This is a genomic window from Ligilactobacillus equi DSM 15833 = JCM 10991 (genome assembly GCF_000615765.1).
GTDB lineage: Bacteria > Bacillota > Bacilli > Lactobacillales > Lactobacillaceae > Ligilactobacillus > Ligilactobacillus equi.
Map to the genome: position 1 here is coordinate 1 of NZ_BAMI01000026.1, position 22699 is coordinate 22699.

At 41.5% G+C, this 22699-nt stretch carries 18 protein-coding genes and 6 pseudogenes; 18 read left to right on the top strand and 6 right to left on the bottom strand.

Going from position 1 to position 22699, the window contains the following annotated elements:
* Positions 1-272 precede the first annotated feature (272 nt).
* Positions 273-1262, top strand: coding sequence for a competence protein CoiA (locus JCM10991_RS14470; protein WP_025020926.1), 990 nt, complete (start codon positions 273-275; stop codon positions 1260-1262).
* A gap of 49 nt (positions 1263-1311) precedes the next feature.
* Positions 1312-3120: an oligoendopeptidase F gene (gene pepF / locus JCM10991_RS06680; RefSeq protein WP_023860198.1), complete on the top strand. Its 1809-nt coding sequence runs from the start codon at positions 1312-1314 to the stop codon at positions 3118-3120.
* A 38-nt stretch (positions 3121-3158) separates the two neighbouring features.
* Here pepF and JCM10991_RS06685 read toward each other — a convergent pair whose 3' ends face one another.
* A complete protein-coding gene (locus JCM10991_RS06685) occupies positions 3159-3755 on the bottom strand; it encodes a DsbA family protein (RefSeq protein ID WP_023860199.1) in 597 nt (198 codons plus the stop codon).
* Between the two features lie 142 nt (positions 3756-3897).
* Here JCM10991_RS06685 and yjbM point away from each other — a divergent pair.
* The 4 genes and pseudogenes from yjbM to mgtE all read left to right on the top strand — a co-directional run bounded on the left by yjbM (position 3898) and on the right by mgtE (position 7627).
* A pseudogene (gene yjbM / locus JCM10991_RS13020) lies at positions 3898-4529 on the top strand (GTP diphosphokinase).
* A gap of 11 nt (positions 4530-4540) precedes the next feature.
* Entirely contained in the window at positions 4541-5356 is an 816-nt protein-coding gene (locus JCM10991_RS06695) for an NAD kinase (RefSeq protein ID WP_023860201.1), read from the top strand.
* Positions 5346-6245 carry an RluA family pseudouridine synthase gene (locus tag JCM10991_RS06700; RefSeq protein ID WP_023860202.1) on the top strand — a complete coding sequence of 300 codons (900 nt, stop codon included), beginning with the start codon at positions 5346-5348 and terminating at the stop codon, positions 6243-6245. Before JCM10991_RS06695 ends, JCM10991_RS06700 begins: the two co-directional genes overlap by 11 nt.
* Positions 6246-6262: 17 nt before the next feature.
* The gene (mgtE, locus tag JCM10991_RS06705; RefSeq protein WP_025020927.1) at positions 6263-7627 is read left to right on the top strand and encodes a magnesium transporter; all 1365 of its coding nucleotides are present in this window, start codon (positions 6263-6265) and stop codon (positions 7625-7627) included.
* A 38-nt stretch (positions 7628-7665) separates the two neighbouring features.
* Here the strand turns inward: mgtE and JCM10991_RS14475 are convergent, their stop codons facing one another.
* The 3 genes and pseudogenes from JCM10991_RS14475 to JCM10991_RS13030 form a co-directional block, all read right to left on the bottom strand.
* Positions 7666-8004 (bottom strand): copper homeostasis protein CutC, encoded by a 339-nt coding sequence (locus JCM10991_RS14475; protein WP_081781960.1) that lies wholly within the window; start codon positions 8002-8004, stop codon positions 7666-7668.
* On the bottom strand, positions 8001-8228 hold the full coding sequence (locus tag JCM10991_RS14480; RefSeq protein WP_051527976.1) for a hypothetical protein: 228 nt from the start codon (positions 8226-8228) through the stop codon (positions 8001-8003). Before JCM10991_RS14480 ends, JCM10991_RS14475 begins: the two co-directional genes overlap by 4 nt.
* A gap of 24 nt (positions 8229-8252) precedes the next feature.
* Positions 8253-9268: pseudogene (locus tag JCM10991_RS13030) on the bottom strand (lactonase family protein).
* Positions 9269-9391: 123 nt separating this feature from the next.
* On the opposite strand from JCM10991_RS13030, the gene JCM10991_RS06720 reads away from it, so the two are divergent.
* On the top strand, positions 9392-9751 hold the full coding sequence (locus JCM10991_RS06720) for a PTS glucitol/sorbitol transporter subunit IIA (protein WP_025020928.1): 360 nt from the start codon (positions 9392-9394) through the stop codon (positions 9749-9751).
* 50 nt (positions 9752-9801) lie between these two features.
* Here JCM10991_RS06720 and JCM10991_RS06725 read toward each other — a convergent pair whose 3' ends face one another.
* Positions 9802-11079: a cation:dicarboxylate symporter family transporter gene (locus JCM10991_RS06725; protein WP_023860207.1), complete on the bottom strand. Its 1278-nt coding sequence runs from the start codon at positions 11077-11079 to the stop codon at positions 9802-9804.
* Between the two features lie 198 nt (positions 11080-11277).
* Positions 11278-12263 (bottom strand): annotated as a pseudogene (locus JCM10991_RS13035) (GMP reductase).
* Positions 12264-12471: 208 nt separating this feature from the next.
* Here JCM10991_RS13035 and JCM10991_RS06735 point away from each other — a divergent pair.
* The 11 genes and pseudogenes from JCM10991_RS06735 (at position 12472) to JCM10991_RS06780 (ending at position 22686) form a co-directional block, all read left to right on the top strand.
* Positions 12472-12972, top strand: coding sequence for an aminoacyl-tRNA deacylase (locus JCM10991_RS06735; protein ID WP_023860209.1), 501 nt, complete (start codon positions 12472-12474; stop codon positions 12970-12972).
* An 8-nt stretch (positions 12973-12980) separates the two neighbouring features.
* Entirely contained in the window at positions 12981-13841 is an 861-nt protein-coding gene (locus JCM10991_RS06740; RefSeq protein ID WP_025020929.1) for a methyltransferase domain-containing protein, read from the top strand.
* A gap of 186 nt (positions 13842-14027) precedes the next feature.
* On the top strand, positions 14028-14540 hold the full coding sequence (gene trmL / locus JCM10991_RS06745) for a tRNA (uridine(34)/cytosine(34)/5-carboxymethylaminomethyluridine(34)-2'-O)-methyltransferase TrmL (RefSeq protein ID WP_023860211.1): 513 nt from the start codon (positions 14028-14030) through the stop codon (positions 14538-14540).
* A gap of 7 nt (positions 14541-14547) precedes the next feature.
* A pseudogene (gene brnQ / locus JCM10991_RS16575) lies at positions 14548-15902 on the top strand (branched-chain amino acid transport system II carrier protein).
* Positions 15903-16019: 117 nt separating this feature from the next.
* Positions 16020-16340: a hypothetical protein gene (locus JCM10991_RS16580; protein WP_155889594.1), complete on the top strand. Its 321-nt coding sequence runs from the start codon at positions 16020-16022 to the stop codon at positions 16338-16340.
* Positions 16340-18352, top strand: a complete 2013-nt coding sequence (locus JCM10991_RS16315) for a DNA translocase FtsK (protein WP_439645935.1) — start codon at positions 16340-16342, stop codon at positions 18350-18352. The genes JCM10991_RS16580 and JCM10991_RS16315 overlap by 1 nt, the downstream gene beginning before the upstream one ends.
* Positions 18353-18367: 15 nt before the next feature.
* Positions 18368-18694, top strand: coding sequence for a hypothetical protein (locus tag JCM10991_RS06760; protein ID WP_025020930.1), 327 nt, complete (start codon positions 18368-18370; stop codon positions 18692-18694).
* Positions 18695-18711: 17 nt separating this feature from the next.
* Complete coding sequence (locus tag JCM10991_RS06765; RefSeq protein WP_025020931.1) at positions 18712-19632, top strand: M16 family metallopeptidase; 921 nt, start codon at positions 18712-18714, stop codon at positions 19630-19632.
* A 4-nt stretch (positions 19633-19636) separates the two neighbouring features.
* Positions 19637-20934, top strand: a pseudogene (yfmH, locus tag JCM10991_RS13050) (EF-P 5-aminopentanol modification-associated protein YfmH).
* Positions 20931-21657: pseudogene (gene ymfI / locus JCM10991_RS13060) on the top strand (elongation factor P 5-aminopentanone reductase). The pseudogenes yfmH and ymfI overlap by 4 nt, the downstream one beginning before the upstream one ends.
* 105 nt (positions 21658-21762) lie before the next feature.
* On the top strand, positions 21763-22686 hold the full coding sequence (locus JCM10991_RS06780) for a helix-turn-helix domain-containing protein (RefSeq protein ID WP_023860217.1): 924 nt from the start codon (positions 21763-21765) through the stop codon (positions 22684-22686).
* Positions 22687-22699: the final 13 nt, after the last annotated feature.

Below are 22699 nucleotides of genomic sequence, written 5' to 3' on the forward strand. Positions count from 1 at the left end.
CTTAGCATATCAAACTAGGCTCAAGTCCGTGGGCAACTGGCGGACTATAAAGGCATTGGTAATTAGATGTAAGACGTACTGGCTATGCTGGTATGCAGTCTGTATCTATGCAACTTGTAACAGAGAACCGTAAGGTTCAACCTTGCAAGCCCCTCTCTTTAGAGAGGGGTAGTTGACCTAAATGAAGCTTTCCTTTAAAGGAAGGTTTTTTTTAGTTTTTTGTCAAAAAATTAATTTTTTTGCGTATTTAATATATAAGGAGGTATTTTTATATGTTATACGCAAAAGATGAGACCGGTCGCTTAATTTTAGCACAAGAAGCGCACAAAGATGGCCATTACCGCTGTCCGGGATGTGCTCAAACTTTGATTTTACGCCAAGGAATAACCAAACGTAGTCACTTTGCCCACCAAAGACAGCAAGACTGTCGGATTTTTAGTGAAGGTGAAACCGAGATGCATTTAGGGGGAAAACAATTGTTACTTAAATGGAGCCAGCAGGCAGGTTTTACGGCTCAGTTAGAGGCTTATTTGTCAGACCTCAAGCAGAGACCTGACGTCTTAATTACGCGTGGGAATCACCAAATAGCACTTGAATTTCAGTGTGCATCTTTGCCAGTACAAAAATTAATTGCTCGCTCTGCCGGTTATCAAGCTGATGGTCTAGATTACTTCTGGTTTATTGGTAAAAATAAAAATCATCCTTTTAGTAAGCAGAGACGGAAATTGAGTCAGGCGGTGGCAAAATTTTTACGCTATAGTGACAATCTGGGTTTTTACCTGGTATTTTTGAATGTTGGTTCCAAGTGTTTTGATCTTTACTACAATATTCAACAAGCTGATTGCCTTCCTTTAAGCTATATGTATCAGCGGGTAGCCAATTTGCATGAACTCCGAAACTTCATGCAGCGGAAATTGCGTTTTCCCTTTCGCACCTTGAATGATGAAGAAAGGAGTCTTCAAAGGCGAAATTATTTACGGACGGTAGGCAGACGTCAGGAATTGGCTAATTATTGTTATCTCCACCACCAAACTGCTCAAGCAGCGAACAGTCTTTATGTAGCACCTTTTTACTATCCGCCCATCTATGTCAGCGATAGTTGTTGGTGGCGAGCACATTGTTTTTTAGAGAGGATGAGTTCAGAAATGTTTCTACAAGAAATGCACTGCCATCAAACTCCTTTTATAAATCAAAATTGTTTTTGGAAATTGACCTGGCAATTGTTTCAGACTGAGTTAGCTAACTTGCAATTTAGAGCCTAGTTTCGTAAAATATTAGATAAATTAACTTATGATAAGGAATGATTAATTTATGGCAGATGTTAAGAAACTTCCTCAAAGAGAAGAAATTGCTCCCGCACTGAAGTGGGATTTAAGCCGAATTTATGCGAACCAAGCCGATTTTGATGCTGACTTTAGCTTGGTTGAAGGTTTAGCCACTGATTTTAATCAACAAGCCGGCCAGTTAAAGGCTCAGCCAGCCAAACTCTTAAGTATTTTAGAAGCTTATCTTAGTTTATACCGTAAGTTGGAAAAACTGTATGTTTACGCCAGCATGAAAAATGATCAAGACACACGTCAAGCTGAATTTCAGGCCTTATCAGCTAAGGTTCAAAAGCTTTATGCTCAAGTAGCCGAGAAGACGGCCTGGTTCCAACCAGAATTGTTGGCCGTTCCTGAAAAGGACTTAGCTACTGTAATCGCAAGTGATGTTAAGCTCAAGGATTACCAACGTTTCTTGGATCAATTAACGGCCCAAAGAGCTCATGTCCTTTCTCAAGACCAAGAAGCACTTTTAGCCGGGGCTAGTGATATCTTTGGAGCTGCTGAAAATATCTTTGGTACTTTGAATAATGCGGACTTAAATTTTGGAACCATTGAAGATGATCAAGGTAATGAATTAGAATTATCTAACGGAGTTTATGGTCGCCTTCTAGAATCCAGTAATCGTCAAGTTCGAGAAAAAGTCTTCAAGCAACTCTACCAGGTTTACGGCCAATTTCAACATACTTTAGCCCAAACCTTGAGTACTCATGTGCGAACGCACAATTTTAGTGCCCAAGTACGTAAGTATGATTCCGCTCGACAGGCAGCTTTGGCCAATAATGAAATTCCCGAAGCGGTTTACGATACTTTGTTGGACCGGACTCAAGCCCACTTGCCACTTTTACACCGCTATGTTGCTTTACGCAAACGGGTTTTAGGCTTAAAACAAGTTCACATGTATGACATCTACACACCGTTAACGGGTGAACCAAGTATGAAGTTTAGCTATGAAGATGCTAAACAGACAGCTTTAGAAGCCTTGAAGGTTTTGGGCCAAGACTATGTTGACCAAGTAGCTAAGGCTTTTGATAGCCGTTGGATTGACGTAGTAGAAAATCAAGGCAAGCGTAGCGGGGCTTACTCTTCTGGGGTTTACGACACTGATCCTTACATTTTATTGAACTGGCAAGACAATTTGGATAATCTCTTTACTTTAGTTCACGAGATGGGGCATAGTATGCACTCCTACTTGACTAGGAAAAATCAACCCTACCAATACGGGGACTATCCAATCTTCTTGGCAGAAATTGCTTCAACCACCAATGAAAATCTCTTGACTCAATACCTTTTGGAAAATAATTCTGATCCTGAGATTCAAGCTTACGTGATTAACCACTACCTAGATGGTTTCAAAGGAACGGTTTTCAGACAGACGCAATTCGCTCAATTTGAAAAGTGGCTTCATGAACAAGATGCTCAAGGCAATCCTTTAACGGCTCAAGCAATGTCAGACTACTATGGTCAAGTTAACCGTGAATATTATGGCCCTGAAATTGCCGATGATCCTGAAATCCACTTGGAATGGGCACGAATTCCGCACTTCTACTATAATTACTATGTTTACCAATACGCGACCGGTTTTGCGGCCGCAACAACTTTGAGTGAAGGTATTTTAAGCGGAGACCCAGCTAAGACGGAGGCCTACTTAACTTATCTCAAGTCTGGAAGCTCGCAGACACCACTGGCAACTATGCAAGCTGCCGGGGTGGATATGACCCAAGCGGCTTACTTAGACAAAGCTTTTGCAGTCTTTGCTCAACGTTTAGACCAATTAGAAAAGCTATTATCCAAATAAAAAATGGTTATCACCTTTAGTAAAGGTGGTAACCATTTTTAATTAAAATGTTTTTGGTGTTCTGTACAGAGTTTCATTTGACAAGACTTAGGTTCAGAGCTTGGTAGAATTTGTGGTAAGATTTCCTTGAACTCATGTATCGAAAGCACTAAGCTACAATCAAGATTATCAACATTTTCCAAGACAATCGTAGGATTGGCCTTAACTTGCATTTGGTTGGCCAAACGTTGGTCTTTGTGGAAGGATTGAATGGTAAATTCTGCTTGGCGATCACTTGCAAACATGTCCCAGTCAAGTTGGCTAGCTTTGGCAGCTTGTAAGACTAAATCGTGATTATAACTGCCATATTGGGCAAAACCTTCTTGAATTTTCATTAAAAACTGTCGGCCACGCTTTTGTCCTTGGAAAAGGGCGGCCTTATAGTCTAGGGCCGCTTGGCTGAGTTCCTTTGAGAGTTCATGGCAATTACGATGGGGATTTTCTTGTACTAAATTCGAGGCCGTTTGTAAGTTTAAAAAGGGAATAAAACGTAGATTAACTTTAGTCGGACTCTGCTGAATTAGCTGGAGCAATTCTTGTTCAACTTGATAACAGGTTTGTCCGAGCGGATTGACAAAAAGATATAACTCAAGCATCTTTCAGCCTCCTTAGATTTATTTTCTATCTTTACTTTAACAAACTTTATTTTTTTTGCAATTGATATGCTTACTTCCTACAATGATTGATAGACAAGTGTTATAATAAGAAACTGTATGATGCTAAGAAGGGCGTGAATTTATGGAATTTGCATGGGAAGAATTTCTAAACCTTACGAACAGGCGGTTGCTGAATTAAAGCTCAAGCTTCGCCAATTTCGCACTCAATATCGTCAAGAATTAGTGCACTCACCGATTGAATTCGTGACGGGGCGGGTCAAACCTGTGCCTTCAATTAAAGAAAAAATGATTCGGCGGCATATCGCCCGTGAAGATTTAAGTCAAGAGATGGAAGATATTGCCGGCGTACGGGTTATGTGTCAATTTGTCGAAGATATTTATGAAGTGGTCGCTATGATTAAAAAACGGACGGATATGCAGGTTTTAGAAGAAAGAGACTATGTTTCCAACCAAAAGGCCAGTGGTTATCGATCCTATCACATCGTTATTAGTTACCCACTACAAAGATTGGATGGGGTTAAGGAAATTAAGGCTGAAATTCAAATTCGGACTTTAGCGATGAACTTTTGGGCGACTATTGAACATTCATTGAATTATAAATATCAAGGAGAATTTCCCCAAAATTTGGCAGTACGCTTGACCACCGCGGCTGAAGCTGCTTTCTTACTGGATCAAGAAATGTCAGCCATTCGGGGAGAAATCAAGGAAGCACAAGCTTTATTCCAACAAAAAAGTATCAAGGAAATCGAGTGAGGTAAAAGGCCATGAGAGTAGCGATTTATGCTAACCCGGGGAGCAAATCCCAAAGCGTCAAAGAGAAATTAGAAAAAAAGATGCGTGACCGACATTTTATTTTGGATATGGAAAATCCGGAAATTGTGGTCACAATTGGGGGCGATGGCACCCTTTTGTCGGCTTTTCATCACTACCGTAAGCAATTAGATCAAATTCGTTTTGTCGGGGTGCATACAGGTCATTTAGGTTTTTATACTGACTGGCGAGATGATGAAATTGATGATTTGGTGATAAGTCTCCAATCTGATAACCGTCAATCAGTGTCTTATCCACTCTTGGATGTTTGGGTAACCTATAAAAGCCGTCAACCAAGTCATTATTTAGCCTTAAATGAATCCACTATTAAGCGAACCAGTTCTACTATGGTAACCGATGTTTATGTTGGAGGCGAAAAGTTTGAACGTTTTCGCGGCGATGGTTTATGTATTTCGACCCCTACTGGTTCAACGGCGTATAACAAGTCTGTCGGTGGGGCGGTTATCCACCCGGATATGGATGTTTTACAATTAGCTGAAATTGGTTCTATCAATAACCGTGTTTTTCGGACCTTGGCTTCTCCCATGATTATTGCTTCCAATGATTGGATTACTTTGAGTCTAATGGAAAGCCGGGAGCGTAAGGAAGACTTGATGTTAACCGTTGATTCCAAGAGTTACTATAACCGTGATATTGAACAAATTCGCTATAAAATTGCTAAGGAAAGAATCCGTTTTGCTAAATATCGGCACAATCATTTTTGGCATCGGGTGCAAGAAGCTTTTATTGGAGAAGAAGATGGAAATTAATTGGACTTATAACGGACCTGGCCCAACCAAGGTGCGGACTTTTTTGAAAGATAAAGGACTTTCACGTCGTTTTTTGGCTCAAATCAGAAATAATAATGGGGGATACACCGTCAATGGTCGTGAAGGACGGATGGTGGACATGTTAAGCTCTGGTGATCAGGTAACTGTGACTTTACCAACGGAAACTGCTCGTAAAACGGATTTAGTTAAATCCTTTGTGCCTATTAAAGTAGTTTATGAAGATCGGGATTTTTTGATTCTTGATAAGCCCGATCATCTGGCTTCGATTCCGTCTCATCTTCATCGTTTAGATAGTGTGGTTAACCGGGTGGCGGGGTACTACCAAGTGCGTTCATATCACGGCTTAGTCCCCCATATTGCGACGCGGCTGGACCGTGACACTACCGGTTTAGTTTTACTGGCGAAGCACCGCTATGCTCATTCTTTAGTGGATCAGCAGTTGCGAAATCATGCCATTGAAAAGGAATATGTGGCCATTACTTCAGGCCAATTGGCGCAGGATTATTATGATATCCGGGCTCCGATTGGCCGGAAAGAGGATTCCATTATGTTAAGAGAAGTGCGACCTGACGGTCAAGCGGCGCGTACTGAACTCTTTGTAACCCAGCAACTCCATCAGGCATCACTCTTACGGGTTCGCCTGCATACCGGTCGAACGCATCAAATTCGGGTTCATACGGCATTTTTGGGTCATCCCTTAGTCGGGGATCGCTTTTATGCCGGGATGCGTACGCCTTTAATTCAGAGACAGGCTTTACATTGTCAACGTTTAAAATTTTATCAACCTTTATTAGAAAAATGGGTGGAAGTTACTACCGACCTTCCAGCAGATATGCAGGCTATTATTGCAGCGGGAGGGATTAACTAGCGAAAGGAGGGGTTAATGTGCCTGAAACAACTTTAACCACGCCGGAACAAAAAGAAGAAATTATTAGTTATTTAGAAAGTCAACAAGCAGGTAAATTCCGCAAGGCATACCTAGACTTGCACGTCTATGAACAAGCCCAAATCTTTAGTGAACTTGATGAAACCCAGAGAAATCGGATTTACCGCTATCTGTCACCCGTGGAAATGGGGGATATGTTCAATGCTATTGAAGAAGAGCCAGATCAAGTAGTTAACTACTTCAAAGAGATGATTCCTCAATATGCGGCAGATGTCATTTATGAGATGTATACGGATAATGCCGTCGATATTTTAGCCTATGCTAAAGCCAAGGATTTAAATCAATACTTGGAACTCCTCCCTGCTGAAGCGGCGGTAGAAATTCGTGGGATGTTGCACTACCAAGACAAGACGGCTGGGGCCATTATGTCCACCGAATATGTCGCTATTACTGGTAACCAAACGGTACGTTCGGCCTTGCATGTCATGAAGAAGGAAGCTCTAGATGCGGAAACAATTTACTATATTTATGTTATTGACGACGAGGAAAATCTCCAAGGGGTTTTAACCCTGCGAGATTTACTGACCAATGATGATGATGCCTTGATTTCTGATATTATGAATCGACCAGTTATGTCAGTTGATGTCCAAGAAGACCAAGAAGAAGTTGCCCAAACTATTCGGGACTATAATTTTATTGCCTTGCCGGTAACTAATCCTGAAGGTAAGATGATTGGGATTATCAACGTTGACGATATTATTGACGTTATCGATGAAGAATCAGCCCAAGATTACTCTGGTTTGGCGGGGGTTGATGTGGATAATTTACCTAGTAATCCTTGGCAAGCTGCCCTTAAGCGTTTACCTTGGTCACTGGGCTTATTAATTTTAGGAATAACCACTGCCGTTGTAATTTCTTGGTACCAAACCTTAATTCAAAAAGATACTTTGATGGTGACCTTTATTGCTATGGTCATGGGGGCATCTGGGAATGCTGGGACCCAAAGTTTAGCTGTGTCAGCAACTCGGATTGCTGACAAGGATGATGAAGAAGAAAGTACTGCCAAGATGGTGGCTAATGAAGCCTTGACAGGGCTGATTGTGGGATTCTTTTCTGGAATTTTATTTGCCGTTATTACGGGAATTTGGCAACAAGATTTGGATTTTGGATTAATCTTAGGTTTAGCCTTATTAATCGCGGTTACGATATCCAATGTCCTTGGTTGCTTGTTACCTATCATTTTTAAGAAATTAGGTAAAGATGCGTCAAATGTTCCCGGGGCTTTAGTCTCGACCATTAGTGACTTGTTATCTGCCTTAATTTATTTTGGCACCATTCAAATTTTTTGGAATTTATACCACTAAAAAACTGGGTTTATGAGCATCCCAGTTTTTTGATATAGTTAAATTTTAGTAGTAATCACAGCCGTTTTACCACTTAAAGCTTCTGTTAAACGTTGCTCACTAACTTCTAAGTAGAAGAGGTCGCTAGTGGCTAAAGCACCAGCATTTGTGGTCATCACTTTATCGAAGTCATGGTCAGCTAACCAAGTGAAAGCCTCTGTTTGAGCGTCAGCCTGAATTTCATCTACGGCAAAGTTTGCTACGACTTGCATGCCACCAGCGCTGGCACTTAATTGTTCCATAAGATCTAAATCTAAGCGGCCCGCATCAGTTAAGGCTCCGATAGCGACTGCATCTACGCCCAAAGCTTGGGCTTCGAAAATATCAGCTTCCATCATTTTGGCTTCAATGTCAGAGTAGACATAGCTTGGGCCTTGGCTTTAATGATGAGAGTCACGGAAGCTTGGTGTTCGTGAGCATATTTGCTAGCTTCGGCGATAAAACCTTTAGAGACGGTGACAGCTTGATCTAAATTTCCCGCTCCTAAGAGGATTTTCTTGGCTCCGGCTTGGATGGCTTGAACTAAAGTGTGAAAATCAGTTACGTAAATTTCTGAAAACATGAAAACTCCTTAAAAAATTAAAATTTAGGCGTCAAATTTAACGCAGACCCCTTCTGGCAAGAGGAGGTCTTTTTGTAGCAAGGTTAACTTCCCAGAAACGACATTCCGGGCGTAGAGGGTGATATTATCACTATTTTGGTTGGCACAGATAATAAAGTTTTGACTAGGATCAAGGTCAAAGTCACGGGGGAAGTCACCGGCGGTAGTAATGTGTTGAATTAGGGCTAATTCATTATGAGCATCTACGGCAAAGACTGCTAAGGAGTTGTGGCCTCGGTTTGAGAGGTATACAAACTTCCCGTCAGCTGAAAGGTGAATGGCAGCGACCCCATTGTGAGCAGTCCAGTCCGCAGGATGGTGGGCAAAGTTTGCACCTGACGAAAATGACCACTGTGAGCGTCGTAGGCGAGGTTTTGCACCTGGCTACTTAATTCTCCGGTCAAGTAAGCAAATTTGCCATTGGGATGAAAGGCTAGGTGGCGAGGACCAAAACCAGCTTCAGCTTGATAAGTTGCGACTAAATCTAACTTGCCGCTAGCACTCACATCAAAGGTGAAGACACGGTCACTCCCTAAATCAATTACGACTAAACGACCATCAGGTGTTAAATCTGCGTAGTGAAGGTGACTCTTTTCTTGTTCAGGTCGCGGACCTTGTCCCTCGGATTGGAAGCTGTCGGTTAGGCTCAACTTACCATCTTCATCTATCGCATAGACATTAACTTCAGCCTTGTGGTAGTTGGCAGTATAAACCAAATGGCGTTTGGCATCATAGGCGACATAACAAGGGTTGGGTCCAGGAGTTAAAGCTTCATCCAAAAGTGTTCCATCGGCTTTACGGTAAATTTCAATTCCTCCTAAATCTTGACGACTAGCAATTGCTAAGATTTTGTCTTTAGTAATCTGTAGATAGGTAGGGTTACCTGTTTTAAGAACAACTTTAGGAGTAGTCAAGGACTTTTTTTCTGTATCTAAATAAGCTTGGTAAATTCCTTGGCTACTTTTTTTTGTATAAGTTCCAAAGTAGACAATTTCTTGCATGTTGACATCCCTTTCTAAAAATAAGTTACCCTTTATTATAGCACGAAATCTGTGGAGACCCGACTTGTTATCCGGAGAAAAAATCGGTAAAATTAAGGTAATCAAATGCGAGAAGGTGAAGAGATGCTCACAATCGAGATTCAAAGTGTAGGGCCTAAGATTAAGCCCACTAAAGATAATTTTTTGATTTTATTCAAAGATGATGCCCCAGATTCCATCAAGGAAGTAGCCTTAATTCATAATTACCAAGGTGACTTTCCAGCTGATTATCTCAAAGTTGGTACCAAAATTAGCTTTGGTCAAAGTCAATATACAATTACTAAGGTTGGGGATTTGGTAACGGCCAATCTCAATGAGATTGGTCATACGGTCTTTTACTTCCAAGATGTTCCAGGTGATGAGGCTATTATGCATAATGGTATCTATTTGAGCCCAGCCCAGACGCCAAGTTTAGTAGCGGGTGATAAAATCATTTTTCACTAATGAAAAGAAAAAGAGGAATTCCTAATTGGAGTTCCTCTTTTAGCTAGTATTTAGTTTTTCGCTTTGACACTGGCGACGTAGGCATCATGTGTGGCCTGGTCAAATTCATTTTCAGATTTAGCCATGACTAAAGTGGCTGTCACGTTCCCAATTACGTTGACCACGGTACGGGCCATATCGACAATCCGGTCAATTCCGGCAATTAAGGCGATTCCTGCGGTAGGAATTCCAACCGTCCCGACAGAAGCTAAAAGGACTACGAAGGAAGCCCCTGGGGTACCGGCCATTCCCTTAGAAGTCATCATTAAAACTAATAAGAGCGTTAGTTGTTGAGAAAAATTCAAGTGAATTCCATAGGCTTGGGCGATGAAAATAGAAGCCAAACCTTGGTAGATGGCAGAACCATCTAAGTTGAAGGTGTAACCCGTAGGGATAACGAAGGAAGAAATTGAAGGGGAAACCCCTAATTTTTCTGACTTTTCAATCAATTTAGGTAAGGTAACTTCTGAGGAAGCCGTGGTAAAACTTAAAATAATTTCTTCTTTAACTACCGCGATTTGTTCGGTAATCTTAAAACCAAAGAGGCGGGAGGTAACTCCTAAGACCACGAAAATGAAGAAAATCATTGTAATATAGGCCATAACAATAAATAAGGATAGAGGCTTTAAAGTTTCTAATCCTAATTGTGCTACGGTTTGTCCGATTAAACCGGCTACCCCGAAAGGTGCCACATGCATAACCCAACCTGTAATCTTAAACATAGTAGCAGCTACGGCGTTCAAAAAGTCAATGACAACTTTTCCTTGTTCACCAATAGAAGCCAAACCTAAACCAAAGAGGGCCGAGAAAAAGACGACAGGTAACATGTGACCGGACCCTAAGGCATCAAAAATGTTACTTGGTACAATGGACATGAGGACATCAACGATGCTAGAGTGAGTATGTTCGGCGGTTTTAACATAAGTTGAAATATCAGCTTTGGTTAATTTGCTTAAGTCAACCATGGAACCGAAGTCAGTGACGTTAGCGATGACTATCCCTACAATAAAGGCGATGGTGGATAAAATTTCAAAGTAAATTAAGGTCTTGACCCCGATACGCCCAAGTTTGTGCAGGTCCCCCATATTAGCAATTCCGACAATTAAACTCGAAATTACAATGGGTAAAACAACCATGGAAATCAAGCTGATAAAAGTTGAACCAACATTTGAAGCTAGTTTAATGAAAGCTTGATTATCGCTAAAAATGACCCCTAAGATAACCCCGACGATTAAGCCGATTAAAATCTGCCAACCGACGGAAAGACGCCAAAATTTAAATTTGCGCATAATTTTCCTCCTATGGATAAACAGTCTATTATCTAATATATCATATTTCTAGGTGATTTACAGCTAATGTTAACAAATTAATTAGGATTGAACTAAAATAGTGATTAATTTGTTTAAAAGACGAAGAATTATTAGCATACGGAAATAAAGTTCGCTTTTTATAAAAAAGCCCCAGCTAAGTGCTGGAGCAGGCTAATTTTAAAGGGTGTCCCCATTGAAAATAGAGTTTTTCACAATGACATAATCAACCTTGCGTAAGGAGCTTAATTCCCGCCCCCCTGCGTAGGAGATGGATGATTGCAGGTCTTCTTGCATTTCATTTAAAGTATCGGCGATGTGGCCACGGTAAGGAATCAAAAGTTTCTTACCTTCGACGTTTTTGTATTGTCCTTTTTGGTATTGGGAAGCTGAGCCAAAATAAACCTTGTACTTTTGACCATCTTCTTCGACAATTTCTCCTGCGTCTCAGCGTGACCAGCAAACATGGAGCCAATCATGCACATGGAAGCCCCGAAACGGATAGATTTGGCAATATCCCCGTTGGTGCGGATACCACCATCCGCAATGAGTGGCTTGCTAGCGGCTTTAGAACATAGACGTAAAGCTGCTAATTGCCATCCTCCAGTCCCAAAGCCGGTTTTAACCTTGGTGATACAAGCTTTCCCTGGTCCAATTCCGACTTTAGTGGCATCTGCACCAGCGTTTTCCAATTCTCGTACCCCTTCAGGTGTTCCGACATTACCGGCAATTAAAAAGGTACCTGGTAATTGTTTTTTGATGTATTTAATCATGTCAATCACCGTTTGGGAGTGACCGTGGGCGATGTCAATCGTGATGTATTCTGGTGTCAATTTCGCGGTGGCTAATTGATCGATTAATTCATATTCCTTAGGTTTGACCCCAACAGAAATTGAAGCGAATAATCCTTTAGCACGCATTCGGCGAACAAAGTCGAAACGATCATCCTCGTCGAAGCGGTGCATAATATAGAAGTAGTCATTTTGTGCCATCCAGATAGCCAGCTTTTCGTCAATAACGGTTTGCATATTGGCGGGGACCACTGGCACCTTGAAGGTCATAGGCCCAAACTTGATACTAGTATCAACTTCGGAGCGACTTTTGACGATACACTTATTGGGAATTAATTGGATATCTTCATAATCAAAAACTGTCGATGTAAACATAGGTCTAAACCTCATTTCGCATAATGTTCGGATTTGGATGAATCGAATTCATAATCCTCAAATATAATAATCTAGGAAACGAAAATTGTCAAATGAAATTACTTTAATTTAGTTTAAATCCTAAATTACCCCTTTAAACAGGTAGCTTGACCTCTGAAGGGATTTTGGCTACACTAAATAAGGAAAAATTTCGAGATGGGTGAGAGAAATGGCAAAGAAAGTCAAAATTAAAAAAACGAATGATGAACGAATCTTAGATCAACATAAGGTTCCTTATGAAGAGTACCAATTTAACTGGATTGAAAAAGGTGCGTCGGCCTTAACCGAGGCTGAAGCCGCTGGTGTACCGGCTGGCAGCATTCTCAAGACCATTGTCTTGCAAGCAAATGGTGATCCGAAAGATTATGTCGTCGTGTGTTTACCCTTGGAACATTCCATTGATTTGAAATTAGTGGCCCATGAATTAGGTAAAAAGCAACTTCATTTGGCCGATAATAAAAATCTGATTAACATCACGGGCTACGTCCATGGGGAAAACACTCCAATTGGCATTAACATCCGCAAAGGCTTTCCCATTTATTTTGATGAAAGAATTCAAGCTTTTGATAAAATTGCCGTATCAGCAGGGAAAATTGGCCGTTCTGTTTACTTAAAGCGCGATGACTTGGTTAATTTAGTCAAGGGGCAATACATTCAGGTGGAAAAATAATGGTAGTAATGAAGAAAATCGACCGTGCCGTTCAATTCTTGACACAAAATCCCCAACTATTAATCTGTCCACATTGTCAAGAGCCTTTAAACTTGAGTGACTATCATTTAACTTGTGCCCATGGTCATCAGTATGACTTATCAAAAAAGGGGACCTTGTATTTGATGAGGCGAGCCGTGACTAGCGATTATGATAGTCCAGAAATGTGGCAAGCTCGTCGGCAAATGTTGAGTGCCGGCTTGTTTGATGGTATCTTGGAGGCTATTAATGAAGCACTACCTAACGATAGCCAAATTATCCTTGATATTGGTTGTGGAGAAGCCACACCTTTGGCTCGTTTGGCTCAATTGCGTCATAATGAAGGCGATCGTTATTTAGGGTTTGATATTTCCAAAGATGCGGTTAACCTAGCGACGCAGCATGATTTAGCCGCTTTCTTTTGTTTGGCAGACCTAGCTAATTTGCCTTACCAGAACCGAAGTGTGGATGCTATGATTGATATTTTTTCACCTTCGGCTTACCAAGAGTTCAACCGAGTTTTAAAAGACGACGGTTTGCTTTTAAAAGTCATTCCTGGGGCTGATTACTTGGGACAGCTACGGCGCTTATTATACCCCGATGTTAATGACCAACATCACCGCTACAGTAATGCTAAGGTAAGAGAACTCTTTTTTAAGCATTATCCAGATGCTAAAGAAGTTAAGGTGAACTATACCTTCCCGCTAACACCGGCGCTTTTCCCGCAACTTTTGGCCATGACGCCGCTACAGTGGGGGGCGAGTGCAGAACGTATTGCCACTGCTTTGGCGCAAGGACTCAGCGAAATTACCGTGGATGTCAGCTTGTTGGTGGCTCAAAAGCAGAAGTAAGAGGGAAGTAGTAAGACCACAGCTTGCTAATCAATGAGAAGAGTGCTAAAATATCCTATGAAATCGGTTGTTAGTAATTATCGCTAAAGCGTTAGTTGCTAAGTAATTGTACTTCAAAGCGCAGGAGTTCGCCGTGCCCACACCGAACATCTGCGCTATTCGTGCTTGATTTAGAAAGGAAATAAAATGGCTAATCATATTGTCTTATTTGAACCATTAATGCCAGCTAACACTGGTAATATTGCCCGGACTTGTGCCGGAACTAATACTCATCTACATTTGATTGAACCTTTAGGTTTTTCAACAGATGATAAATATTTAAAGCGAGCTGGACTCGATTACTGGGATAAAGTGGATATCACTTATCATCCTAATTTACCTGCTTTTTTAGAATCTATGCCTGAAAATGGTAGACTTCATATTGTTTCTAAGTTTGCTAATCATGCTTACAGTCAAGAAGATTACACTCAAGTTGATGAAGATCACTTCTTCTTGTTTGGTAAAGAAACAACGGGCTTACCAGAACGTTTCATGCGTCAACACGAAGACGAATGTATTCGCATTCCTCAAAATGACGAGCATGTAAGATCTTTAAATCTTTCCAATACGGCAGCGATTGTAATTTACGAAGCCTTACGTCAGCAAAACTTCCAAGGTTTGGAAACCGTCCACGCCTATGAACAAGATAAGTTAAAGTAGGTTTAGCATGAGAGAAAAGAAGTTAGCTTTTACTGATTATATTTTTATCGGAACTCTACTGTTTGGGATGCTATTTGGGGCGGGAAACCTGATTTTTCCGGTCCACTTAGGCCAATTAGCTGGTAAACATGTTAATTTGGCTAGTTTGGGATTCATGATTACTGGGGTGGGGCTCCCTTTTTTAGCTATCATTGCTTTGGCCCTGTCTAAGAGTCAAGGAGTCTATGATTTAGCTCAAAATGTTGGTGATAAATTTGCCTGGATTTTTACGGCTGTTTTATACTTAACAATTGGTCCTATTTTTGCTTTGCCAAGAACGGCGACGGTTTCTTTTGAAGTTGGAATTTTACCAAATATCGACCCGGCTCAAAGATCCTGGATGCTGGCCGTTTTTTCAGGAATTTTTTTCCTTTTAGTCTGGTATTTTTCCCGTAAGCCTTCGGGTGTGATGGTCGTGATTGGAAAAATCCTAACTCCTTTATTCTTGATGGTTTTGGGTTTGCTTTTGGCGATGGCTTTGATTTTTCCTTTAGGGAAAGTGGCTGAAATTGCCCCGCAAGCCAGTTACCGCTCTGGTGCCTTCTTACAAGGTTTCACTCAAGGGTATAATACCATGGATGTCTTGGCTTGTTTGGCTTTTGGGGTGGTTATTAATGATGCCGTGCGTAATTTAGGGGTCAAAAAAGAGACGCAGATTGCCTAGATACGATCAAGGGTGGGATTTTTACTATTGCTCTCATGATTATTATTTATGGTCTCTTAGCTTTAGTTGGAGCCATGAGTTTAGGGCGCTTTACCTTTTCGGAAAACGGCGGCATTACCTTAGCACAAATATCCCAAGCTTACTTTGGTAAGTTGGGGAGTTGGGTCTTGGCAATTTTGGTAACCTTAGCGTGTTTAAAGACTGCGATTGGTTTGGTTTCTTCCTGTTCGGAAACTTTCATGCAGCTTTTCAAACGGGGAAGTTACCCACAATATGTGGCTGGCATTTCCTTGGTTTCTTGGTTAATTGCCAATGTGGGTCTAACGCAACTAATTGCCTTATCCCAACCGCTCTTGTTGCTTTTGTATCCTTTAGCGATTACGATGACTATTCTAGGTTGTTGCCATCGTTTCTTAGTATCACGTTTTGAGGTCAAGGTCGTCTACCGTTGGGCTTGTACGGCGGCCGTCATTTTTTCATTAGGTGATATTGCGGCGGCTTTGCCTTTTGGTTTAGCAAGTTTAACTGTTTCGAAGTCTTTAGTAGCTTTGAGTCAAGGCTTCTTGCCGTTAGCTAGTTTAAGTTTAGGTTGGTTAATCCCAACGATTGTTGCGACAATAATTGCCTTATTTTTTGCCCACAAGAAAGCGAATAACTAAGATAAGAGGAGTTTTTTGTAAAAAGCTCCTCTTTTTGAGGCTAAAAAGGCGATTTTTAAAGCGAGGATGGTCCTTTTTTGTTATAATGGAAAGGATTGATATGTGAGGTGACAAGACGTGGCAAATCGCAAGCGAAGAACAACAAAAAACACAACGCGAAGTAAAAAGGTAAAAAAGAACCAAAATATTCCAGAATTTGAAATTTCAGAACAAGTTTTAGGCTTTATTCTCGTCGTTTTAAGTGTCCTGGCTTTCTTTCATTGGGGGTTTATCGGACTTTTATTGGCTAATTTAGTGCGTCTTTTAGTTGGAGAAAGTTACCAATTAGTGGTTCTAGTGCTGGGGGTATGGGGACTTTTTGTTATGGTGACAGGCCACAGTCCCCAATTAAAGAATAAACGTGCCTTTGGGGGGCTGGTAACTTATCTGGGGGGTTAGTGACTTACGAGAATTTCTTTTTAACCCAACACAAGATAGACAGCGATTTTCTCTTGCGAACCATGGATGCGGCTATGACTAATATCCAAACCAACGGCTCGGGTAACTTAGTTGGAGGGGGAATCGTTGGGGCTGGGCTCTACAGTATTAGTGAATTTTTGGTGGGCCCGCTCGGTACCTATCTGGTTGCGGGTGTGGTTATTATTTTAGGTTTGTGTTTGCTGGCTAAAATTCCTTTGGTTACGGTCTTGAATTTTTTGAGTCGCTTGGTTAAGTATCTGTTTCAAGGTGTTGTGGCCTTGTTTAAGGCGACAAAGGCGGTTAGTCAAAAAAGTAAGCCTTTAATCGAAAACGTCCAAGAAAAGCGCCAAGAAAGACATGTGGTTAAAGAAAAAGAATCCGTTGCAGAGCAAACGCAACAGGACGTAGCCCCTCAAGTTGCCCCATCGGCTTTAGATGCAGCTATTGGGGATGATAAGGATCTTCCTAAGCCGCGGAGTTTGGCTGAAAGTTCTTGGCAAGACCGAACTCAAACGGAAGAAGTTAAAGCCGAAACCACCAAACCTAGTTTTGTGGGTGTAAATGAAAACTACCAATTGCCACCACTTAAACTCCTGTCCGAAGTGGCTAAGACCGATCAATCAAGTGAACAAAAAGCTATGAAGCAGAATCGCAAGGTTTTAGAAGAAACTTTACAAAGTTTTGGGGTGGATGCCAAGGTAGTCAACACAATCTTAGGTCCTGCCGTAACTAAGTATGAGTTACATCCTGCCATCGGGGTCAAGGTGTCCAAAATTGTGAACCTTTCTGATGACTTAGCTTTGGCTTTAGCTGCTAAAGATTTACGGATTGAAGCACCGATTCCAGGGAAATCCTTAGTTGGGATTGAAGTACCTAACCAAAATGTAGCGACGGTTTCCTTTAAGAGCATTATTGCTGCTCAAAAAAAGGATCCTACCAAGCCGTTAGAAGTACCATTAGGTCGAGATATTTCCGGAAACTTGATTACTGCTGATCTGGCTAAGATGCCACACTTATTGATTGCCGGTTCTACTGGTTCTGGGAAATCGGTGGCCATTAACGGTATTATTACCAGTCTTTTGATGAATACCACTCCCGAACAAGTTCGTTTGGTTTTGGTTGATCCGAAAAAGGTGGAATTAGGTGTCTATAATGACGTCGCTCACCTCTTAACGCCCGTCGTAACCGATCCGAAAAAGGCGGCGGGAGCCTTGCACAAGCTGGTTGTTGAAATGGAAAGACGTTATGAAGTTTTTGCAGATACCGGCCAAAGAAATATTACCGGCTACAACAAGATGCTGGCCCGGCAAAAGGCCGATGGTTTGGAAAGCGAGGAGCAACCCATGCCTTATATCGTTGCCATCGTTGATGAATTATCGGACTTGATGATGACTGCTTCAAATGAAGTAGAAGATGCGATTGTACGTTTAGCGCAAATGGCGCGGGCGGCCGGAATCCACATGATATTGGCGACCCAAAGGCCATCGGTTGATGTTATTACCGGTTTAATCAAGGCTAACGTGCCTTCTCGTATGGCCTTTGCTGTGTCTTCTGGGACGGATTCACGAACTATCATCGACCAATACGGAGCTGAAAAACTTCTTGGACGTGGGGACATGCTTTTCTTGCCCATGGGACAAAATAAGCCTATCCGAGTGCAAGGGGCCTTTATTTCTGATGAAGATGTGGAAAACGTGGTTGGCTTTATCAAAGACCAACAAACTGTTTCCTATGACCAAAGTATGGAAATTTCGGATCAAGATATGGCCGGTTCTTCCGGAGCCGGAGATGGCAAGGATGAACTTTATAGCCAGGTTTTAGAATTTATCCGTCTCGAACAAAAATGTAGTATTTCTTTACTTCAAAGACGTTTTAAAATCGGTTATAACCGCGCCGCACGAATTGTGGATGACTTGGCCCAAGACGGCTTAATCGGCCCCCAAGAGGGGAGTAAGCCCCGCCAGGTCTTATTACCACCAAATCAAGACTAGAATTGAGGAATAATTTTGAAAGTAGCACTCAAGCAGGGGGTCTATTTAGATATCACTGCTAGTAAACAATTTAAAACCAGTCGGATAATGATTTCTTTTAGTCGTCAGGCCCAAAGTGCCAAGGAATTAGCTATGCGGACTTTGATTACCAGTGTCTTAGAAACGGCTAGTGCCAAATATCCGACGCAAAAACAATTAGCCGACCACTTGTCTTATCTCTATGGGGCCAACTTCGGTATTTACATTAACCGTTACGGTAGGCTCAACCAAGTGATTGCATCTTTAACCCTGGCCAATGATCGCTTTTTAAAAGATGATACTAATCTCTTAGCTGCTGGCTAGATTTTTTAAATGAAGTTTTGGTTAATCCGCTTTTGGATGAAGCGGGCTTATTTGATGAAAAAATCTTCACTCTCCAACAAAAAAACTTAGCGTCTTACATTAAGTCCATTCAGGATAATAAGCGCTCTTATGTAGCTATGCAAATCCAAAGTGCTTATTACACGGATGTGGTCCAAGCCACCCCGCAAATGGGGACGCCTGAAGATGTCTTGGCCTTGGACCGGGCGGAGGTGACGGCCTATTATCATCAAATGTTGGCTCAAGATGAAGTCCTAATCACCATTAACGGAGAAGTTGATCCTATGCAAGTGGAAGCTGATTGCCAGGCTAGTTTAAATTTAGTGGCCCGTCCAGCTCAAAAATGGCAACTTTACTATCAACAAGCACTCTTACCAGCCGTAATTCGTAAGGTAGAAAAACAGGTGCTCAATCAAAGTAAATTAGATTTTGTTTTCGCCCTAAACTATCAACATCCAGCAGAAAACTATGCTGCTATCTTATTTAATACTCTATTTGGAGCGTCACCTTTATCTAAGTTATTCGTTAATATTCGCGAAAAGCAAAGCATGGCCTACTATGCTAGCAGTTCCCTAAATGCCTTTACCAATAGTCTTTTAATCCAAACCGGAATTGAGGGTCGTAACGCTAAAAAAGTTGAAATGTTAGTTTTAGAACAATTAACCAGTATTATTGCTGGGGATTTTAGCGCTCAAGAATTACAAATGGCCAAAGAAGAAATTATCACGGCTTGGGAAAGCCAACTCGATAGTCAAGGTAATGACCTCAATCAAAAAAACTTGAATCACTTTTTGAACCGTCAAAGTGATTACGCTACTAGAGTGGCCAAATTACAAGCTGTTACTAAGGCCCAAGTTCAAGCGGTGGCCCAAAAGGCCCGCCTACAAGCGGTGTACTTATTAGATGGACAGGAGGATTAGCTTAATGCAAGCAATTGAATATCCGCAATTTGGCGAAACACTTTATACCGAAACCTTAGCCAATGGCCTCAAGGTTAATCTCTTATCCCGACCAGATTTTCACCGGACCTATGGGGTGATAACAGCTAACTATGGTTCCAACGATACGACTTTTGTACCCGTCGGTCAAAGTGACTATCAAACTGTCCCCGCCGGGATTGCTCACTTTTTAGAGCATAAGCTATTTGAAAAAGAAGATTACGATGCCTTTGAAATTTTTGGAAAGTATGGGGCCGACTCTAACGCCTTTACCAGTTTCACTCGTACTAGTTACCTTTTCTCTGCAACGCGTAATGTGAATGAATGTGTTTGTCAGCTCTTAGATTTTGTGCAAGATCCTTATTTTACTGAAGAGACGGTTGTTAAAGAAAAGGGCATTATCGGCCAAGAAATCAAGATGTATGATGATGATCCCGGTTGGCGCTTATTCTTTGGGATTTTGGGAAATCTTTATCCTAACCAAGCTTTAAGCGTTGATATTGCCGGTAGTGTGGACTCCATCGCTCAAATTACGCCTGCAGATTTATATACTTGTTATCAAACTTTCTACCAACCAGGTAATATGAATCTTTTTATCGTGGGTAATTTTGAGGTGGAAGCTATGTTAGATTTGATTAAGCAAAATCAAGCACAAAAAACATTCCCTGCAGCCAGTCAACCTCAAGTAGCTGGTATGACTAACGATGCTGAAGTTTTGCCGTACCGCATGTTGGAACTTGATATAAACCAACCTAAGGTTATGGTCGGTATTAAAGGGATTGATACCGTACCTCAAGGTCGTGAAGCTTTACGTTATCGGCTACAAGTTGAAATGCTTTTGCACCTACTATACTCGGAAAATTCTGCCATGTATACGGAGTTATATGACCGTGAAATTCTGGATGACAGTTTTGGTTACAACTTCCAATTGGAAAGAGGTTTTCACTTGGCTACCATTAATGGCGGTAGCTACTATCCGAATGAATTAGCCGATGAAATCATCAAGACTGCTAAAAATGCACTAGAAATTCTTGACCACCAAGCCAAGAATTTGACTTGGCCAAACGTGAATTTATTGGTCACTATCTCCAAGCTTTAAATTCTTTGGAAAGTATTGCTAACAGCTATGAAGGAGACCTTTACGATAGTGCGACTCTTTTAGATTACATTCCTATTATTGAAGCGATGACGCTTGACGATGTTAAGCAAGTTGCCCAAAGTTTCTTAGGGCCGGAAGTCTTTTCTGTCTTTCAAGTTCTACCTAAAGGAGGTCAAGAAGGATGAAATGGGCGCTAATTTGTGGAGCTTCGGGAGATATTGGCAGTCAAGTTGCCCGGGATTTGGCATTAGAAGGTTGGTCACTTTATCTGCACTATCATCAAAATGAAAGTAAGACCCAAGTGCTGGCCCAAGAGTTAATGGCAAGCTATCCCAAGCAAGATTTCTTAGTTTTACAAGCTGATTTGACCCAGTTAAATCAAGTTGAGAACTTGGCTCAAAATCTTTTTAGTTTGGATGCCTGATTTTTACCCAAGGCACCACCTCATATGGCTATTTGCGGAGCAAGATCCAGCCAGTTTAACCCAGATGTTAGCCATGCAAGTAACCGGACCTTTGCACTTAGTGCAGTTACTGCAAAGTAAATTAACCCAAAAAGACCAAAGTCGCGTGATTTTCATTGGCTCGGTCTACGGTAAGGCTGGTAGTGCTTTGGAAGTAGGTTACAGCACTGTCAAAGGGGCTTTGAGTGCGTTTGCTAAGGCTTATAGTAAGGAAGTGGCTACCTTAGGGCTGACTGTGAATGTTTTGGCTCCGGGGGCTGTAGCTACGCAAATGAATACCAAAATGTTTTCCAAAGCTAGTCGCCAAGCTGTGGCGGCTGAAATCCCCTTGGGACGCTTTGCCAAAGTGGAAGAAGTTTCTTATTGGGTCAAGGCGCTCTTGGATGAAAAGGCGGCCTACCTAACTGGTCAAACTATTTATATGACGGGGGGCTGGCTGGAGTAGCGAATAACTAACTAAGTTTTTTAAAAAGAGCAAAAATTAATCTGAGAGTATGCTATACTTAGGAAAGATAAAATAAAATTATGTTAGGAATGTGGGGATACTATTATGACGGTCGGAGAAACACTCAAGCAAGCCCGAACAGAACGTGGTTTGACGCTCGACGATTTACAAAATAATACTAAGATTCAAAAGCGCTACCTAATCGCAATTGAAGAAAATAATTTTAAGAGTCTACCTGGTGACTTCTACGTGCGTGCCTTCATTCGGCAATATGCTCAAACCGTAGGCGCTCCTGTTGAAGACATTATGGGAATGTTAGACGAACAACTAGGACAAGAAAAACCTGTTGTTGCGGAAGAAAGCACGGAGGAGGAACCTAAGAGTCGTTCAGTTTTAAGAGAAAAAATTAGTGCTCAAACTCCCCCCTCTATCTTGGATAAGGTGATGAGCCATTTACCAGCGATTATTATTGTGGCTGTAGTAGTTCTGATTTTAGGAGCCATTTACGTGACAACCTTAAATAGTCGCAAGGCCCAAGATACAACGACTGATAGTGACGTAGCGGTTTCTCGTGAGGTGGAATCTTCTAGCACTAAGACTTCAAGTAAAAAGCAAAGTAGTCAAAAAGACACTAATTCTGAAAGTGAAACAGCTAATTCGGAAGCAAAGAAGTCAAGCACTAAAAAAGCTAAAGCTAATAGCAAGCAAACTATTACGGCGACATCTTCAAGCGGTACCAGCTTTAATTACGAGTTGAAGTCTAGCGCTAAGGAAAATGTCATCAAGCTTTCCGCTGCCGATGGGACTTCATGGCTTGCCGTGAGTGCCAATGGTAGCACTACTTGGCAAGGTACTTTAGCTGACGGTAAAGAACAAGAAGTAACTTTACCTGAAGGAACGACAGCTATTCGTATTAATGTGGGTAATTCCCAAGCCACTAAGTTAGAAATTAACGGTAAGAAGTTTGACTTCTTGAAAGAAAATAGTTCTGCAACAGTAAGAACCATTAATCTTACTGTCGTGGAATAGAAGAGGTGTTTAT

Coding starts and splice junctions, on each gene's coding strand:
- JCM10991_RS06685 (WP_023860199.1), bottom strand. CDS start 3,755: ATGCTTGAGTTATATCTTTTTGTCAATCCGCTCGGACAAACCTGTTAT.
- JCM10991_RS06720 (WP_025020928.1), top strand. CDS start 9,392: ATGCTCACAATCGAGATTCAAAGTGTAGGGCCTAAGATTAAGCCCACT.
- JCM10991_RS06695 (WP_023860201.1), top strand. CDS start 4,541: ATGAGAGTAGCGATTTATGCTAACCCGGGGAGCAAATCCCAAAGCGTC.
- pepF (WP_023860198.1), top strand. CDS start 1,312: ATGGCAGATGTTAAGAAACTTCCTCAAAGAGAAGAAATTGCTCCCGCA.
- JCM10991_RS14480 (WP_051527976.1), bottom strand. CDS start 8,228: ATGTTTTCAGAAATTTACGTAACTGATTTTCACACTTTAGTTCAAGCC.
- JCM10991_RS14475 (WP_081781960.1), bottom strand. CDS start 8,004: ATGATGGAAGCTGATATTTTCGAAGCCCAAGCTTTGGGCGTAGATGCA.
- JCM10991_RS06725 (WP_023860207.1), bottom strand. CDS start 11,079: ATGCGCAAATTTAAATTTTGGCGTCTTTCCGTCGGTTGGCAGATTTTA.
- JCM10991_RS06700 (WP_023860202.1), top strand. CDS start 5,346: ATGGAAATTAATTGGACTTATAACGGACCTGGCCCAACCAAGGTGCGG.
- JCM10991_RS06780 (WP_023860217.1), top strand. CDS start 21,763: ATGACGGTCGGAGAAACACTCAAGCAAGCCCGAACAGAACGTGGTTTG.
- JCM10991_RS14470 (WP_025020926.1), top strand. CDS start 273: ATGTTATACGCAAAAGATGAGACCGGTCGCTTAATTTTAGCACAAGAA.
- JCM10991_RS06740 (WP_025020929.1), top strand. CDS start 12,981: ATGAAGAAAATCGACCGTGCCGTTCAATTCTTGACACAAAATCCCCAA.
- trmL (WP_023860211.1), top strand. CDS start 14,028: ATGGCTAATCATATTGTCTTATTTGAACCATTAATGCCAGCTAACACT.
- JCM10991_RS06735 (WP_023860209.1), top strand. CDS start 12,472: ATGGCAAAGAAAGTCAAAATTAAAAAAACGAATGATGAACGAATCTTA.